12 protein-coding genes are annotated in these 17,530 nt (G+C 46.9%); 6 read left to right on the top strand and 6 right to left on the bottom strand.

The features are described from left to right. Positions 1-9 precede the first annotated feature (9 nt). The gene (locus DWU89_RS03350) at positions 10-1,023 is read right to left on the bottom strand and encodes an ATP-dependent 6-phosphofructokinase (RefSeq protein ID WP_115498265.1); all 1,014 of its coding nucleotides are present in this window, start codon (positions 1,021-1,023) and stop codon (positions 10-12) included. A gap of 108 nt (positions 1,024-1,131) precedes the next feature. Between DWU89_RS03350 and DWU89_RS03345 the strand changes: the two genes are divergently transcribed. Further along, positions 1,132-2,649: a GH3 auxin-responsive promoter family protein gene (locus DWU89_RS03345; protein ID WP_115498264.1), complete on the top strand. Its 1,518-nt coding sequence runs from the start codon at positions 1,132-1,134 to the stop codon at positions 2,647-2,649. A gap of 6 nt (positions 2,650-2,655) precedes the next feature. Here the strand turns inward: DWU89_RS03345 and DWU89_RS03340 are convergent, their stop codons facing one another. The 4 genes from DWU89_RS03340 to DWU89_RS03325 all read right to left on the bottom strand — a co-directional run bounded on the left by DWU89_RS03340 (position 2,656) and on the right by DWU89_RS03325 (position 6,850). After that, the gene (locus DWU89_RS03340) at positions 2,656-3,369 is read right to left on the bottom strand and encodes a phosphatase PAP2 family protein (RefSeq protein WP_244205845.1); all 714 of its coding nucleotides are present in this window, start codon (positions 3,367-3,369) and stop codon (positions 2,656-2,658) included. A 215-nt stretch (positions 3,370-3,584) separates the two neighbouring features. Further along, positions 3,585-4,682, bottom strand: a complete 1,098-nt coding sequence (gene phnW / locus DWU89_RS03335) for a 2-aminoethylphosphonate--pyruvate transaminase (protein WP_115498262.1) — start codon at positions 4,680-4,682, stop codon at positions 3,585-3,587. Positions 4,683-4,721: 39 nt separating this feature from the next. Further along, the gene (gene phnX / locus DWU89_RS03330; RefSeq protein WP_115498261.1) at positions 4,722-5,504 is read right to left on the bottom strand and encodes a phosphonoacetaldehyde hydrolase; all 783 of its coding nucleotides are present in this window, start codon (positions 5,502-5,504) and stop codon (positions 4,722-4,724) included. Positions 5,505-5,539: 35 nt separating this feature from the next. Next, complete coding sequence (locus tag DWU89_RS03325; RefSeq protein ID WP_115498260.1) at positions 5,540-6,850, bottom strand: DUF5690 family protein; 1,311 nt, start codon at positions 6,848-6,850, stop codon at positions 5,540-5,542. 199 nt (positions 6,851-7,049) lie between these two features. Between DWU89_RS03325 and DWU89_RS03320 the strand changes: the two genes are divergently transcribed. Further along, complete coding sequence (locus tag DWU89_RS03320) at positions 7,050-7,928, top strand: hypothetical protein (RefSeq protein ID WP_115498259.1); 879 nt, start codon at positions 7,050-7,052, stop codon at positions 7,926-7,928. Positions 7,929-7,934: 6 nt separating this feature from the next. Here the strand turns inward: DWU89_RS03320 and DWU89_RS03315 are convergent, their stop codons facing one another. After that, complete coding sequence (locus tag DWU89_RS03315) at positions 7,935-10,190, bottom strand: inorganic phosphate transporter (RefSeq protein WP_115498258.1); 2,256 nt, start codon at positions 10,188-10,190, stop codon at positions 7,935-7,937. Positions 10,191-10,410: 220 nt separating this feature from the next. Between DWU89_RS03315 and DWU89_RS03310 the strand changes: the two genes are divergently transcribed. The 4 genes from DWU89_RS03310 to DWU89_RS03295 all read left to right on the top strand — a co-directional run bounded on the left by DWU89_RS03310 (position 10,411) and on the right by DWU89_RS03295 (position 17,428). Beyond that, positions 10,411-10,950 (top strand): RNA polymerase sigma-70 factor, encoded by a 540-nt coding sequence (locus DWU89_RS03310; RefSeq protein ID WP_167451626.1) that lies wholly within the window; start codon positions 10,411-10,413, stop codon positions 10,948-10,950. 276 nt (positions 10,951-11,226) lie between these two features. Continuing rightward, the gene (locus DWU89_RS03305; RefSeq protein ID WP_115498256.1) at positions 11,227-12,222 is read left to right on the top strand and encodes a FecR family protein; all 996 of its coding nucleotides are present in this window, start codon (positions 11,227-11,229) and stop codon (positions 12,220-12,222) included. A 221-nt stretch (positions 12,223-12,443) separates the two neighbouring features. Next, complete coding sequence (locus DWU89_RS03300; protein WP_158543320.1) at positions 12,444-15,716, top strand: TonB-dependent receptor; 3,273 nt, start codon at positions 12,444-12,446, stop codon at positions 15,714-15,716. A 26-nt stretch (positions 15,717-15,742) separates the two neighbouring features. After that, positions 15,743-17,428 carry a RagB/SusD family nutrient uptake outer membrane protein gene (locus DWU89_RS03295; protein WP_158543318.1) on the top strand — a complete coding sequence of 562 codons (1,686 nt, stop codon included), beginning with the start codon at positions 15,743-15,745 and terminating at the stop codon, positions 17,426-17,428. Positions 17,429-17,530: the final 102 nt, after the last annotated feature.

Here is a 17,530-nt window from a genome sequence, read left to right as displayed (position 1 = left end):
TTTCAACTTTCAACTCCCAAAGGAGATTCCCATCCGTTGCCCCTGTACAATCAGATCATGGTCCGGAGTCACCAGCTTCAGTTTACCGGCCACTTCCGACAGCGGGACAGACTCGACACAATCTCCTTTCATACAAACCATGCGCCCGAAGCGTCTCTCGGCAATCAATTCCGTAGCATGTCCGCCCAAGCGGGTTGCCAGATTGCGGTCGAACGGCGAAGGATTGCCTCCGCGCTGGATATATCCCAACACCGTATCACGACATTCGATGCCGGTTGCCTCCTCGATGGCACGCGTCACATAAACGGAAGGACGCTCTTTGTTCGGCGTCTCGACGCCTTCGGCCACGACAACGATCGAATAGGGTTTACCTTTGCGGGCACGTTCCAGGATCGTTTCGTTTACCTTCTCCAGGTCATAGCCTAATTCGGGAATCAGGATCACATCGGCGCCTCCCGCCATTCCGGCATAAAGGGCGATCCATCCGGCATGATGGCCCATCACTTCAACCACCATCACACGTTTGTGGGAACTGGCGGTCGAATGCAGACGGTCGATCGCTTCGGTTGCAATATTCACGGCCGTGTCGAAGCCGAACGTAATATCCGTTCCCCAGACATCGTTATCGATTGTTTTCGGTACGCCGATCACATTCAGCCCCAAGGCCGAAAGCATGCCGGCAGTCTTCTGTGTCCCGTTGCCGCCGATGCAGACCAGGCAATCCAGGCCTAACTCTTCATAATTCTGCATAATGACCTGCGGCTTCTCGCTCTCGCCGGAAGCCAACAGTTTACGGAAAGGTTTTTCGCGGGAAGTACCCAAAATAGTTCCACCCAGATTCAGGATACCGGAGAGGCTGCGTTCGTCGAACGTCTGTACATCTTTATTCAATAAGCCCACGAAACCGCTGTGGATGCCGACCACTTCCATGCCGTAATGCATGATGGCCGTCTTGCCGACACCGCGAATCGTTGCGTTTATACCGGGACAATCGCCTCCGGAAGAAAGGATTCCTATTCTCATCGTTATACAGGATTAAGTATGTAGCACAAAGATAGGAAAATATGCATATCTTAAGATATTAATAGAAAGAGAATGCCTACATTTGTACGCAATACAAATAAAAGGAGCATGGATATTCTAACGAATACGATATCACTACTCTTCCGCCCCCGGCAAAAAGAGATCGCAAGATTCGCGCAGGAAACCGACGTTATCCAGCGTAACCAGTTGCAATCCCTTCTATCTACCGCCCGCAACACTGAGTGGGGCTTGAAATACGACTACAAAAGCATTCAGGGATATGCCGACTTTTGCCGGCGTATCCCCTTGCAGACTTACGACGATATAAAACCATACGTCACCCGTATGATAAACGGAGAAAGGAATATACTCTGGCCTTCGGTCGTCCGGTGGTACGCGAAAAGCAGCGGCACCACGAACGACAAAAGCAAATTCCTCCCCGTCACCCCTGAAATCCTGAGAGGGTGCCATTATAAAGGCGGCTTCGACACCGTCTCCGTCTATCTACGAAACACTCCCGACAGTCATTTCTTCGCCAGCAAAGGCCTGATCTTAGGCGGCAGCCACAGTCCGTCGCCCCTGAACCGGAATGCGCACTGCGGGGACCTTTCGGCCGTCCTGTTGCAGAACCTGAATCCGTTGGTGAACCTGATTCGCGTCCCTGCCAAGAAAATCATCCTTATGGACGAATGGGAAAGCAAGATCAAGGCGATTGTCGAAAGCACCTGCCGGGCCGATGTGAACAGCCTTTCCGGCGTCCCTTCCTGGATGCTGGTCCTGATCAAGGCGATGCTGAAAAAGACCGGACGGGAATACCTGACCGATGTCTGGCCGAATATGGAGGTATTCTTCCACGGCGGCATCAGTTTCGAGCCCTATCGCGACCAATACAAGGCGCTGATTCCTTCAGACCGAATGCATTACATGGAAACCTACAACGCTTCGGAGGGATTCTTCGGCCTGCAGGACGATCCGGATGAGCACAGCCTGTTGATGATGATCGACTACGGCGTGTTCTATGAATTTATTCCGATCAATGAGGTGGGCAGCGACAACCCGACTGTTCTTCCGTTGGAAGCCGTCGAAGTCGGCAAGAATTATGCGATGGTGATTACCACATCCGGCGGCCTTTGGCGATACCAGATCGGCGATACCGTCCGTTTCACCTCCCTTCATCCGCACAAGTTCGTGATCTCGGGACGTACCAAGAACTATATCAATGCCTTTGGGGAAGAGCTGATGGTGGACAATGCCGACAAGGCGATCAGTGCCGTCTCGCGCCTGACCGGAGCGAAAGTGAAAGAATACACCGCCGCTCCCCTCTTTATGCTCGACAAGGCAAAAGGCCGCCATCAATGGATGGTCGAATTCGAGAAGATGCCGCCTTCGTTAGATGATTTTGCCGCCTTGTTGGACAAGACGCTGCAACAGCTCAACTCCGACTATGAGGCCAAACGCTATAAGGAGATTTCGCTTCAGCCATTGGAAATTATAGTTGCACGCGAGGGCACGTTCTACGAGTGGCTCCGCATGAAAGGGAAATTAGGCGGCCAGCACAAGATTCCCCGCCTTAGCAACGAGCGGACATTCATCGAAGAACTGATCCGCATCAACGAAACGAAGTAAGGATTTCTAAAACTTCCAGGAGAGATAAAGCCCGCCGCCTTCGGGAGACAGCGTCGGGGCTATAACCAGGCGGTCGCTGGCTTTCAGGTTAATCCGGCGGGCAATCGCATTACGAATCGGGAAATAGGTCAGATAGGCAAGCTCGACGGAAAGGATGCCGAAACCGGCTCCGGCCACCACATCCGCCACCCAGTGACGGTTGTTATACAGGCGGGAACAGGCGACAAGCGTGGCCAAGCCATAACCTGAATAGGCCAGCACCGGACTGCTGTCCTTAAACTCCTTCCAGGCGACGTGCGCACCTAAAAAGACATTTGCTGTATGCCCGGAGGGAAAAGAATGCGGACCGCCATCGGGACGGATTTCGTTGACCGCATATTTAACTGTTCGCGTCATGGCTGCATTAAATCCTTCGGCGATGACAACCAGGCAAAGCTGGTCCACCCAATTGTGCTTCTCCTTCCCCATCAGGTCGCAAACAAACACCCAACCTAACATTCCCCATTCCATATAATCATCTATGCGGATTTGCTTCACGGAATCTTTGCGCGAGAAAAGATGGAAATCGTTCATCCCGTCTATCGCCGTGCCGACAGCTCCGACTGTAATCAGGGATGCCGGAAGAATCAGGCTTTTCGGATTGAACTTATACGGCACAACCGGCATGCGCTCCCGAAGCGTATCGGAAGCCGCAACCTGTTCCCGCGCCTGACGCGGGATCGCATCAAAGCCTGCCGTATCGGGCTTTAATTGATAAAGCCGCTCATCTTGCGGCCCCGCGTCAAGCGCGGGGACAGAGACAGCGGCTGCCTTTTCTATTGTGAACTGAAATAAGAACAGTAAAATGCAAACGAAATATTTCACGAAACTGTGTATTGATTTTCGGTTGCAAAGAAACGAAATTCTCCTTAGCTCACAACCATACACTTGCTATTTTAATATCTTATCGATTGAATCGCCTGTAAAAGCGCTTTCATATCGTCAGGGAATACATCGCCGATGTTTCCGATACGGAAGGTGTCGGCATCGGATATCTTACCCGGATAAATGACGAACCCTTTTGCTTTCAGCTGTTCGTAGAAAGAGGCGAAATCAAAGTCGGTCGAAGGATAACGGAAAGAGGTGATGATCGGGCCTTGCGAGGCATCGGGCAATAATGTCTCGAAGCCCAAGGCGCGCATGCCGTCGACCAGTGTGCGGTGGTTCTTCTTATAACGTCCCGAGCGGGCTGCGATGCCGCCTTCTTCGTTCAGTTCCTTCATGGCCTGATAGAACGCGTGTACCACATGCGTGGGAGAAGTGAAGCGCCATTTGCCGCCGCCTTTCTCCATCGCTTCCCATTGTGCATAGATATCGAGCGAGAGGGAACGGGCATTGCCTTTCGTTGCGACCAATTTATCCTTCTTTGCGATGATAAAGCCGAAACCGGGAACGCCCTGGATACATTTGTTGGCGCTGCTGACCAGGAAGTCGATGCCCAGCCCTTTCATATCGATAGGCACACCGCCGAAGCTGCTCATCGCATCGACAATAAAGGTAATGTCACGGCCTTTCAGCACCTCTGCCACCTCCTCGATCGGATTCAGCAAGCCGGTGGTTGTTTCGCTATGCACCATTGACAGATGAGTGACGCCCGGATTGGCTTCGAGTGCCTGGCGGGCCACTTCACCGGTGATCAGTTCGGTTTCGTGCAAAGAAACCAGTACGTGGTCGATATGATAATATCCGGCAATCTGAGCCATCCGCTTGCCGTAAGCGCCGTTTGCCAGGATCAACAGTTTATCGGTCGGTTTTACGGCAGCACCGATAGTCGCTTCCACGCAATATGTGCCGCTTCCTTGCAACAAGACGTTTGTATATTTATCCTCATTCAGACCGGCAATAGCCAACAGACCTTTACGGATCGGAGTGACAATTCCTTCGTTATAATCTTTATCCCACGTGCACCAGTCCTGCAACATGGCTTCACGAACCGTTTCGGACGTACTCAAAGGGCCGGGGGTAAGTAATAGATAGTTTCGTTTTGTATTCATGATGTTTTTATGATGTTTTTGTGATATCTAAATGATGTTTTACCGATTAATTCTTTCGATGCAGGCCGGAAGTTCCGTGATGTTGTCGAGGACGAAATGGGCACCGGCGTTCAACATACGTTGGCGAACTTCCCGTTTCAGTTCTGCCAGTTCGTCGGCAGAGCGATGATTGTATTCCTTTTCTGTCAAGCCCATCTCGTTACTGCCGGTGACGATGCCTATACTCCAGACTTTCGCATTCAGCCCTTCCTTGATATCGGCAATCGTATCGCCCACTTTCACCACATTATCGACAGAAGGGATAGCCAGGTCGATCATATTCTTATAAATCATATACGGAGCAGGACGCCCGGCGGGAACATCATCCGGAGTAACCAGATTATCCACCACATATCCTTTGGCGGCAGCGTCGGGACGAACCACATCCATCATCGCCTGCGTATAGCCGGTGGTCGAACCGATCCGGATGCCCTGTCCGCGCAACACTTCCATCGTTTCCAGTACGCCGGGGATCGGATCCGTAAAGTTGCGGAGCGAAGCAAACAGGTGCTTTTCAAAACTCCGGTACATCTCGTTCACGTCATCCATGTTCCAGTCGCGGTTATAACGCGCCCGGAATTTGTCTGTCACTTCAGGCATATTCAGGATCGCCTTGATATGGTCTATTTTCAACAGCCCCATCGGCTCACGCGCCTGGCGGTAGGTTATATCTACTCCTTTTTCTTCGGAGAAAACCTTCAGGAAAGCATTCAGAGGGGCAAAACAGCCGAAATCGACAGCCGTTCCGGCCCAGTCCATAATCACACACGAAATCTTTTTCATAACTTTCTTATTTCAATATTATACTTATTCATTCATCAAGCCATCGTGATGGCATTCTGTGGAGTTGCATCAAACACCTCGTCGCTTTTGGCTGTCAAGCCGTTTTCCCTCCGGAAACGCTGGTGCAAATATACAAAGGAACAGATGAAGGTGATGCAGCAGAAAATACCGACATACCCCGCAAACTGGTTGTAAAACACAGCCCAATCGATATGGGGATTACAAAACTCCTTCAGTACGAGCACAAGCACCGTCCCGGTGTATCCTAAGAAGTCTGTCGTCACAATAAAAAATCCCACATTCCCGTGAATCTTGAAACAGGCAATGAACCGGTCGAAGAAAATCGTCTGGAAAGTAAGATAAGCAATATACAGGCAAAGGCTCTGGACAAAGAGCCAGACAACGGGAGACAGCCGGAACCGCTCCTGCCCGAAAGAGACGACAGACATCACAATCATCCCCGTAATAATCAGACAAAAAAGAATGGAAAGAGCTTTCAGATTGTCCTTTACAAAGACCATCAGCCCGAATATCCCCAGGATAATAAGCGTCACCACACTGTCGATCTGGGCAAAAAGCCAGGGAGAATAGTTGGAGACATCTATGATATTCACAAGAAAATCCTCTTTTATATCGCGCAACACCACAATGGCGATATTGGCAACAAACAACATCAGAAGAAAGGGCATGAAGTTCCGAAACAGTTCCCAGCGTTGTTTCCCGTTCAGCGTAGCCCGCTCCGACTTCATCGCTATGTCTTCTTCGGTAGGCTGCGGCAAACGGTTCAGCACATATCCTAACAGTGCCAAAACCGGTAATGCCACCGCACCGATCAATGCAGGCATCCAGAACTCATTCACATGCAGGTTATTCATCACGAAAAGCCCCGCCGACTTGGCCGTACCCGAGCTGATCACCATGCTGACGCCTAAGAGGCTGGCCAGGATATCCGTCATCCGCCGTCCCTCGATAAAGCTAAAAATAACTCCCCACATACAACCTAACGACAGGCCGTTCAGGAACATCGCCGCAATATTATAAGGAGCGGAAAGCAACCCGAAAAACACTAACGAAAGTTCCGCCATGACAATAGACATCAAGATAAATTTCAGACGTTCTTCCCGTTTCAACTCGGAGATGAGCTTAATCCCCATAAACTTGGAAATCACATACCCCAATATCTGGGAAATCGTCACGACTACCTTATAATCCATTCCGAAGAAATCGACATCCGCAAAAGCTGCCGCCGTGTACGGTTTGCGCAAGGCATAGACCAATGAGTAAGAAAGAAGAGCGGCACCGCCGGCCCAAAGGATAAAAAGAAAATCGGAAAACCGTCTGTTCATAACATGCTGTCATTTTGTTTACGGCAGCAAAAGTACAGGCGGCATATTACAACAATATTACTGAAAACATGAATGTTTATTATTAATACCTGCTATAAATCAATGATTTATAAAGCAATATTTATGTAATATTCATGTAACACAAATGCAATATGCCTGTACTTATTTTGCAATACAAAAACAGTAAACAAAAAACAATATGGACGACTTCCGGGAACTCTATCAACGAATAGAATATTTGCGAAACAACGGGGTAAAAATGAAAGAAATAGCCGACTGCGCCGAAATGGCTCCCAGTATCCTGTCTTCTTTATATACGACAGTGCTCCCGGCCTATTTTGAGGGGCTGAAAAATTGTCCGCAGGAAGAAGCATTGGAACGTGCGCTCGTTCTGGTCAACAATATTTCCAAACGCAGATTGCTTTCCATCCTCCCGGATTTATTGGAGCGGTTAGATAAACTGGAACCTGCCGTAAACGACACCCGGAAAGCAAATCCTTTCCTTGAACATTTACAGGAAGAAGTGCAACTGTCGATTCACCGGGTCGACAATATATGCGGGCTTTACACCAGTTACAGCCTTTCATCCTCGTCGGACTGCCTGAAAGTAGAACCTTTCATCATCAACCTGTCGGAGAACAAAGAGCATATCCGTATCGGGCGGCTGAACGCTTATGGGGAAGCACAATGGGGAATGGGCGTCATCGGCGACCCGCAGAATTTCTATTGCATGTTCAGCGAAAACCCGTCCCCGCAATTTACATTAGTTACAGTCTACCTGCAGATCCCCTTCTTCCGGAATCCCCGGCAACTGCGCGGCCTGTATATCGGCCTTGACTACAACCGAAACCCGGTTGCCCGCCGCATCCTGCTAATCAAGGAGTCCGACAGCACGAATACAGAAGAATTCCTAACTATGGAAAGCGGTCTGGTTCAAAAGGAGGACTTCACGCCCGAACAGCAAGCCTATTACGACTACACCTGCCAGACGGGCGATTACATCAAAATGTGTACCGTACCGTCCCTCCAAATGAACGAAACCGATTTGATTAAAGAGAAGAAAATGTTATCATTATAACATCCATTATTCTTTCTGGAACTTGCGGCTAACCTTCAACAGATTCGTCGTAAATGCAACCACATTCTGCGCCTCCTGCACCATATTCAGGTACACCATGCTCACTTTCGTGCTTCCACTCTGTCCCTGGATACGCTTCAGTTCCTCTTTCTTCAGGAGCGTGAGCCCTGCATTCAGTTCAGTCGATTCGGCAACGAGGTCATCCAGACGGTGGTAATCGTTGCTTTCAATCATAGCGGCGCCACGTTTGAGGAAAGACACAATATTGTCGGTCATCTTTCCAAAATCCTCTTTCTGAACCTCACTCAACGGACTGAAATGGTTATCGACATGCTCTTTGCCTGGTTCCGTCAGACGGCGGATACTGAATATGATCTCGCTCGCAAAGTCATTTCCCTGGTAATAGTACAATCCTTTATCGATCGCAATATCATGTTCCAACTGAGTCACGCCCAGCGTTCCGACACGTTTCACCTGCTTCAGGTAGCTCTTCTTCTCCTCGACCGCACTCATCACCTTACGAAGTTCACGCAGGTTCTCATCCATAAAGCCATGAACGGAACGGTTGAAAGCATCCGATGCAAAGTTCAGGACATTGCAGAGTTCTTCGCGGCTATGTTCGCGGAACAGGGAAAGAGCCTCGCGCTTATCCGTTGTCTCACGCAGTTTGGAAATCGTAGAATCGACCTCTTGCTGCATCGCTTCTTTCTTCATCTTTTTGCGATAGGTAAGATGACTGCGAATCAGCATATAAACAGCCAACCCGACCATTGCCGCCATAGCCGCAATACCTCCGACATGGATCAGCAAAGCAACGATAAAACAGATTGTGAAAGCCGCTCCCGCCGTAATGAACCAACCGCCGATCACGGATAACACACCGGTAATACGGTAAACAGCACTCTCACGTCCCCAGGCACGGTCAGCTAACGAACTACCCATTGCCACCATGAAAGCCACATAAGTCGTAGACAGCGGCAACTTCAACGAAGTACCCACAGCAATCAGCAAACCGGAAAGCACCACATTGACGGAAGCACGGACCAGGTCGAAGCTGGCCTTATCCTCAAGAATCATTTCGCTGTTATCAAAACGACTGTCTATCCAGTCCTTCATGCGCGGAGGGACAACGCTCAGAATCGTATTGGATATATTGTTGCAGGTACGGACCAGCGTACGTGCAACCGGAGATGTCCCGAAGTTTTCGTTTCCCTCCGACTGGCGGGAAAGATCGAGGGATGTTTTCACCACATTATGCGCCTTCTTTGAGGTTGCAAGCGCGATGACCATCACAATACCGGAACCAAACAGGAAATACCAGGGCGTCTTAGCCGGTTCGAGCAAAGATTCCATCAGGAATGTATTCGTCGTGGTCGTCCCACCCTGTGCCATCAGATCCATATAAGAAGAATAACCGGCCAGGGGAACACCGATGAAGTTCACCAGGTCATTCCCGGCAAAAGCAAGTGCGAGCGCAAACGTACCCATCAGGATCACAACCTTGAATACATTTACTTTCAGCCAATACAACACCTGCATCAGAATCGTAAAGAAGATGAAAGCCCCCCACACCACTTTATCCGTATTTCCATAAATCAGCTCCTTCAGGTCGACTTCCATAAAAGAGCTCGACTTCAATCCCTTTATCAGCATAAAATAAAGAATGGACGTGGCAGCCAGACCGGCAAACAGGCCCACGAAATATTTAGCGTGCTTCTTATAGTTAAACGTAAAAATCAGACGCGAAATATATTGCACAACTGTCCCGAAGAAGAAAGCGATTGCAACGGAAAGGAAAATACCCAATATCACGGTAAACGCCTTATCCGTATTCAATAAATCGCCCAGTTGCAGCATACCGTTCGAATTGGCTATCTTGACTAATGAAATCGCAACCGTACCGCCTAATAGCTCGAAAACCAATGAGACGGTTGTCGACGTAGGCATCCCTAAGGAATTAAAAATATCCAATAACACCACATCGGTCAACATGACAGCCAGCAAAATGCACATAATCTCCGAGAAAAAGAAATGTTGCGGCTGGTAAATCCCGTGCCTGGCAATATCCATCATGCCGTTGGAAAGTGAAGCGCCGACGAATACGCCGACAGCAGCAATCACCATAATAACTTTAAACGATGCAGCCTTCGATCCTATTGCTGAATTCAAAAAATTCACCGCATCATTACTAACTCCGACAGACAAATCGAATATTGCCAGTATAAAGAGGAAAATAATCAGAAAGAGATAGAATGTCTCCATAATTGCTTGTTATCTTATTTGGTTGCAAAGGTCTGAAACAAATATTACGCACAAATGACATAGATGTTACAAACTTGTTACAATCATGACTACTTGCATTTGAAAACAGTTAATCCGAAAATAATGTTATCCAGGCTAAGGGTTTTTCTCTACATTCGCGACTACTTATATAGAACATTGTTAATCTTACTCATATTTGGGAGAGAATCGAGACAATATCATGCAATGGGTTTGCGAAATGGCTCTGTCTGACTCGCAAACGGCTCTTAAATCGCTTTACATGTCCTATTTCGGACGGTTAATGCGGTTCGTAAGCCTGTATGTCTCATCGCCAACAGAATCCGAAGAGATCGTCTCCGATACATTCCTGGCCCTTTGGAACAGCCGCCAGCAACTCCCCGGCGTGGCTAACTTCGATTCCTATATTTATACCATTGCCCGCCACAAAGCGATCAGCTACTATCGCAAACAGAACATGGAAAAGATATCTCTTGATGAAGTATCCATCGACTTGTTCACCTCTACCGAAACGACTCCCGAAGAAGACCTCATCAGCCAGGAAGGGATTAAACGCCTGAATATGGCAATCGAATCCCTGCCCGCAAAATGCAAGGTCGCATTCAAGCTCATCCGCGAAGACAAGCTCAAATACAAGGAAGCCGCCGACATCCTCGACATCTCCGTCAAAACCCTGGAAGCACACCTGGCCAACGCTGTCCGGAAACTGCGGGAAGCATTGGCTGAAGATACTTCAATTTAACATTTCTGATCCGTCCCCTATTGCATGTTACAACTGTATTCTTTTCATGTCACAACTGTCTTCCTTCTATGTTACAGTTATCTTTCTTTTGTTTCACGGCTGTAACATGAATAGCAGATGGCGCGGGACAACCTCTACATGCCAGTCCATCCATTCCTACATGGACATAAACAGCAACCCGAACCGGCTTATACCTCCGGCATCCCTACATATTTTTTCCAAGACGACTAAGGGTTTTTTTTTGTTGATGCGACTATATTTATAGAAACACATAAAATGGAAAACAAAATAAACCATATAATTGCACGTGTCCTGAGCGGAGAAAGCACTTCGGAGGACATCCTTTCGTTAAGCGAATGGCTGAACGATAACGAAAATAATCGGGAAGAATTTCGTCGGCTCAAAAATTATTGGGATGCGGATGTCGCATTCAAGCAATCCGTGACCCCTGCTTTCTCAGCTGAAAAGCTGCTCCAACAAATCAAGGTTCAGGACAGGCACAACAGAAAAAGACAGTCATGGCGAAGTTATGCCCCTCTTATTGCAGCCGTCACCTTACTGTTCATTTTCTCCACCGCATTCCTCTTTTATTATACTAATAATCATGTGTCGGAATATTACACACTGCTGACAGACGAACATAAATCCAACTTCACATTAGAAGACGGTACAGTCATCACTTTGAACAAAAACAGCCGCTTGAGCTATTCCGATAAATATGGGAAAAACAAACGTGATGTCAAATTGGAAGGGGAAGCTTATTTCGAGGTTGCAAAAAATCCGGAGAAGCCTTTCCAAGTAGAGATGAACGGCGCCTCTATCATCGTATTAGGCACGCATTTCAATGTCAAAGCAGATTCGGACTCTGACGATATCACGGCTACTTTAGTAGAAGGTTCCATCCGTTTCGAAGGAGCCAAACAGAACATCGTCATGACACCGAACCAACAATTGACTTTCAGTCGATCGACTAACAAAGTTGGTATCAAGCATGTTGACACAGATACCTTTACCTCTTGGAAAGACGGGCTGCTAAAATATAAATCGATCCCATTTATCGAGCTGATTGAAGAACTGAAAAACACATACAAGGTAGATATCGAGATCGACAACGAAGAGTTGAAGAAGCCGACCGTAACAGTTTCCGGCACATTCAGCAAAGAACAGAGTATCGAACAGATATTGAAAGTAATTTCCCGCAGTCTGCCTATTCGGTGGAGCAACAGCAACGGAGTCTATTATATCCAATATGTAACACTTAAAAAAAGATAATGCCTATGGAATAACACCAGCGTTAACCTAAAAAAAACCGGTCATACTTGAAAGCACAACCGGTTTTAAGTCTTTAAATTTAATATCCCGCTTCTTCCGCTCCGCGACCAAACATTGTGGAGGAAGCGAATTATCAATCTTTAAATCAGTACAAAAATATGGAAAATGTTTCGTATTACAAGTCTTTCTTACCCAAAGGCTTAAAAAAACTCTTCACAATTATGAGAATCACGATTATCTTATTATTCGTAGCTCTGTTCCAGGTGGTAGCCGTGGAATCATCTTATTCCCAAACTACAACCGTATCAGTAAAAGCAGAGCGGATGTCCCTTATCGATCTGTTCTCCCAAATAGAAAAACAGAGCGAATTTCTGTTCTTCTACGTAGACGAAGAAGTTAAGAATGTTCAAGTCAGCATCCAGGCAAAAAACAAACAAATCGATGAAGTCCTTTCACAGGCATTAGCCAATACTGATCTGACTTACACAATCAGCGACCGCAATATCAACATCACCCGGAAAGTATATGCCGCCCAGCAAAGACAGACCAAGCATATTAGCGGTAAAGTAACGGATGTGAACGGTGAACCTATCATCGGGGCAAATGTAATCGAGAAAGGAACGACCAACGGTATTATCACCGATACAGAAGGAAGTTTCAGTCTCAACGTTGCAGCATCTTCCGTACTCCAGATATCTTACATAGGATATCTCACGCAGGAAATTCAGGTAGGCAACAAAAACTTATTTGATATCAAATTAGCAGAAGACCTGCAGGGAATCGAAGAAGTTGTAGTCGTAGGTTATGGTACACAGAAAAAGGCAAACCTGACCGGTTCCGTCGCATCAGTGTCTATTAAAGATATGACCAAACGTCAGGTTGGTCAGACTTCAATGGCCCTGCAGGGACTCATCCCGGGTGTTGCTATTACGCAACGAAGCGGACAGCCAGGTGCCGACGGTGGAAATATCAGTATCCGCGGTAAAACGACTTTGAACAACAATGATGCATTAATTTTGGTAGACGGAGTCGAAATGGGAATCAATGATATTGACCCGTCTCTGATCGAATCGATATCCGTGCTGAAAGATGCTGCCTCTTCTGCAATCTACGGTTCACGTGCTGCAAACGGTGTAATCCTGATTACCACAAAACGTGCAGAAGCGGATAAATTTACAGTTTCATATAATGGTTACGTTGGTTGGCAGAGCGCAATCGACCTACCAAACAAAGTAGGTGCGATCGACCATATGTTAATGACAAATACTGCTTATACCAATATTGGTAAATCCCCCTTGTATTCTGATGAATATATCCAAGAATACCGACAGGGAATGTTGACAAATCCGGATCGCTATCCGGATACTGACTGGTATGATGAATGTTTGACAAACAGCGGATTGATGCAGAACCATTTCGTGACATTAAGCGGCGGTTCGAAACGTATCCGTACAAATGCCAGTGTTGGCTACATGGATCAAGAAGGTATTATTGAAAACACGAACTACAAACGCTACACATTCCGTATGAATACGGACATGGATGTATCTTCAACGCTTTCTGCCCGCATTGATGCACACCTTACGATGGTAGACCAGAAAGAACCTTCCAGAAATGATGCATTCCATTGGATGAGTCGTATTCCTGCTATTCAAGCAGGTGTCCTTAGTACCGGACAATGGGGTGAAGGTTGGAATGGCGATAACCCGATTGCCTTCACAAATGACGGAGGCTTGAAGAAACAGAGAAAGCCGACCGCTGTCGTCCATCTGGGCTTAACTTACAAACCGGTAGAATGGTTGACACTCCAAGGCGACTATGCTGCCAATTATTGGGAAAATCATATTACCAACTTCACAAAGATGGTCCAGACTTACAAATATGACGGTTCTCCTTATTACCGTGCGCCACAGAAAAGTACGTTAAATGATGAAACGCAGAGAAACCTAAGGAATCTGTTAACGGCTTCTGCCACATTTGAAAAGCAATTCAATGATCACGGTATCAAAGCAATGGTCGGTTATCAGCAGGAAGACCATCGGTATGATATGCACAGAGGGTATCGCGAGAACTATGCATTCCCCGACTATCCTGTATTGGATGCCGGTGGTGAAGATAACCAGAAAGCGTACGGTAATTCTTTCGAATGGTCTTTACGCTCTATCTTCGGACGTATCAACTACGATTATCAAGGTAAATACCTATTCGAAGCCAATATACGTTACGACGGTTCTTCCCGGTTTGCAGAAGGAAACAAATGGGGTGTTTTCCCATCCGTATCCGTAGGATGGCGTATATCGGAAGAAGCCTTCTGGGAACCGCTAAAAGAGGTCGTAGATAACCTTAAATTCAGAGGATCATGGGGACAATTAGGAAACCAGAATGTAATGAATGCGAATAACTCGGCAATCGATCCGTATCCATTCTCTTCCAATGTAAGCCTGGATACAAAATATGTATTCGACAAAACCATCGCATCCGGCGCTGCTATTACGAATATGGCAAACAGAAAGATCACATGGGAAACGACAACTTCCACGGATATCGGTATTGACGCGACCTTATTCGGCAAACTAAATATCACGGCCGATTACTTCTACAAAGTAACCGACGATATCCTGATGAAACTGAACGTGCCTCTTATCATCGGTATGAACGCACCTTCACAGAATGCCGGTAAAATGGAGAACAGAGGTTGGGAACTCTCTCTAAGCTATGCTGATAACGTCGGCGATTTTAACTATCGTGCATCTTTTAATATTTCTGATGTCCGTAATAAGATTTTGGATATGAAAGGAGTAAACGAAACCGGACTGACCGTTAGTCGCGAAGGACATGAAATGTATTCACTTTATGGTTTGGAAGCTATCGGCTATATCCAGCCGGAAGACTACGATGCAGACGGGAACTATCTGGGAGCGACACAATACGGAAACTTCGGCCCCGGCGATATCAAGTACAAAGACCAGAATGGTGACGGCGTGATCAACACAAGCGACCGGGTTATCATTGGCGGAACAATTCCGCGTTACACGTTCGGTTTATCTCTTTATGGTGAATATAAGGGATTTGACCTGAGTATGTTGTTCCAAGGAGTCGGCAAAGCAGACGGCTACATCAATGGTCAGGGAATCCAGACTTTTGTTGAGGGAGGAACCGTTCAAGAACAACACAAGGACTATTGGACTCCGGAAAACAGGAATGCTAAGTTCCCTCGTTTGGCATTTAATGAAACAAACAATATGCAAAACTCATCTTTCTGGATGAAGAATGCAGCATATGTCCGTATGAAAAACATACAATTGGGCTACTCATTATCAAAGAATATCTTAAGAAAAACACCGATCTCTTACCTGAGGTTCTATGTCAGTGGCGATAACTTGTTGACGATCGACAGTTTCTGGGATGGATTCGATGTTGAGGCTCCTGTCGGAAACGGAGGCTATTATCCGCAATTGAAGACGATCAGCTTCGGTATAGATCTTAAGTTTTAATGTTCACCTTTAAATTAATTCGGAAAATGAAAAAAGTAATATTATATATAACTGCCGTATGTTCTGCGTTATGCATGAATTCGTGTAGCGACTACCTGGACAAGAATCCGTTGAACTCTCCTTCGGACCAGACTTTCCTGGCGACTGAGACTGAAATGCAAATGGCACTGGCTTCCTGCTATTCCGCCTTATGGACCAACTGGGAAACCATGACATTCTTTTTGGCTTTGGATGCAGCATCCGACATAGGATATGACCGTAACACTAATGCCATGCAAACGATCGCACAAGGCGCTGCGGATGCGAACAGCGATCTTGCCAGAGACTATTGGAAATCCTTCTATGCCGGTATTGCCAAATGTAATTATCTTTTAGAAAACATGTCAAGAGGAGAAGAAAATGTAGCTCCTGCGACCTATGCCCAAATCAAGGCAGAGGCCCAATTCCTCCGCGCACTTTATTATTCCTATTTAATCGAACTATACGGAGACGTACCTTTGGTTACGGAAGTGCTGACACTGGAAACGGGGCAGCAGCCGAGAAATCCGAAAAGCGAAGTCGTCGATTTCATCTTAAAGGAATATACGGAAGCTGCTGAAAACCTCCCTTCGGCCAATAACCCGACCTCTGGCCATGCGACAAAGGGTGCTGCCTTAGCCTTAAAAGCAAGAACCGCACTATACAACGAACGCTGGCAGGATGCTATTTCAGCATCACAGGCCGTTATGGCAATGGAAGGAACGGAGTATATCATCGAAGACGATTACTCCAAACTATTCAAATATGAGGGACAAACATCCAAAGAGGTGATTTTCTCCGTTCAATATTTATTAGGAACACAGGTTCATGCGCTCTACCGTCTGTTCGGTTCCCGTAACGCATTGGCTCATACGAACAAGAAACCGGCGTATCAATTGGCCGACGCATGGGAATGCACGGACGGGAAGCAAATAGATAAGTCTCCGCTGTTCGATCCGAAACACCCGTACAAAAACAGAGACCCGCGCTTAGAGTTCACATTAGCAGTTTCCGGTTCAGAATTCCTGGGATTCCAGTTTGAGACTCACGGCGATAGCCTGCTCTGTTGGAATTATATGACAAACCAACGGGTAGACAACTTGGAGGCAACTCATGCGTATGCCACATTTACCGGTATCTGCTGGCGTAAATATGCCAACATTGAAGACAAAGATGCACTGAACGATTGTGACATGAATACGATCCTGATCCGCTATCCGGAAGTATTGCTGACCTATGCCGAAGCAAAAATCAAAGCCGGGGAAATCGATGCATCCGTATTGGATGCCATCAATAAGGTGCGCCGCCGTCCTTCTGTCAACATGCCTCCTATTACGACAACCGATCCCAACGAACTGTTTTATGCTGTTGCCCGCGAACGCAAATATGAGTTTGCCGGTGAAGGCTTGCGATTGTTCGACATCCGTCGCTGGAAAATTGCTGAAGTTGTAATGAATCAGCCTCTTTTAGGACGAATGAAAAAGTCATATCCGGACAAAGCGCCGCGCATGGATGAATGGGGAACCGCTTTCTATGAAGGCATACCTATTGCCGAAAGTGGTGAATCGGCGGACTTTAAGATGCGTATCGTTGATATTCGCAAATTCGACAAAAACAGGGATTACCTGTGGCCGATTCCATATATTGAAAGACAAACAAATCCGAGTTTGACACAAAATCCGAATTACGAATAAACTCGTATCTCTCTCCTATATTTACCCCGGATGTAACATCTGTTTTACCGGAATACATTTCAAGTTACATCCGGGGTAATTATCCCTCATCTATATCATTTA

The organism is Parabacteroides acidifaciens (assembly GCF_003363715.1).
Classification (GTDB): domain Bacteria; phylum Bacteroidota; class Bacteroidia; order Bacteroidales; family Tannerellaceae; genus Parabacteroides; species Parabacteroides acidifaciens.
This window is presented reverse-complemented; position numbering and strand designations above follow the sequence as displayed.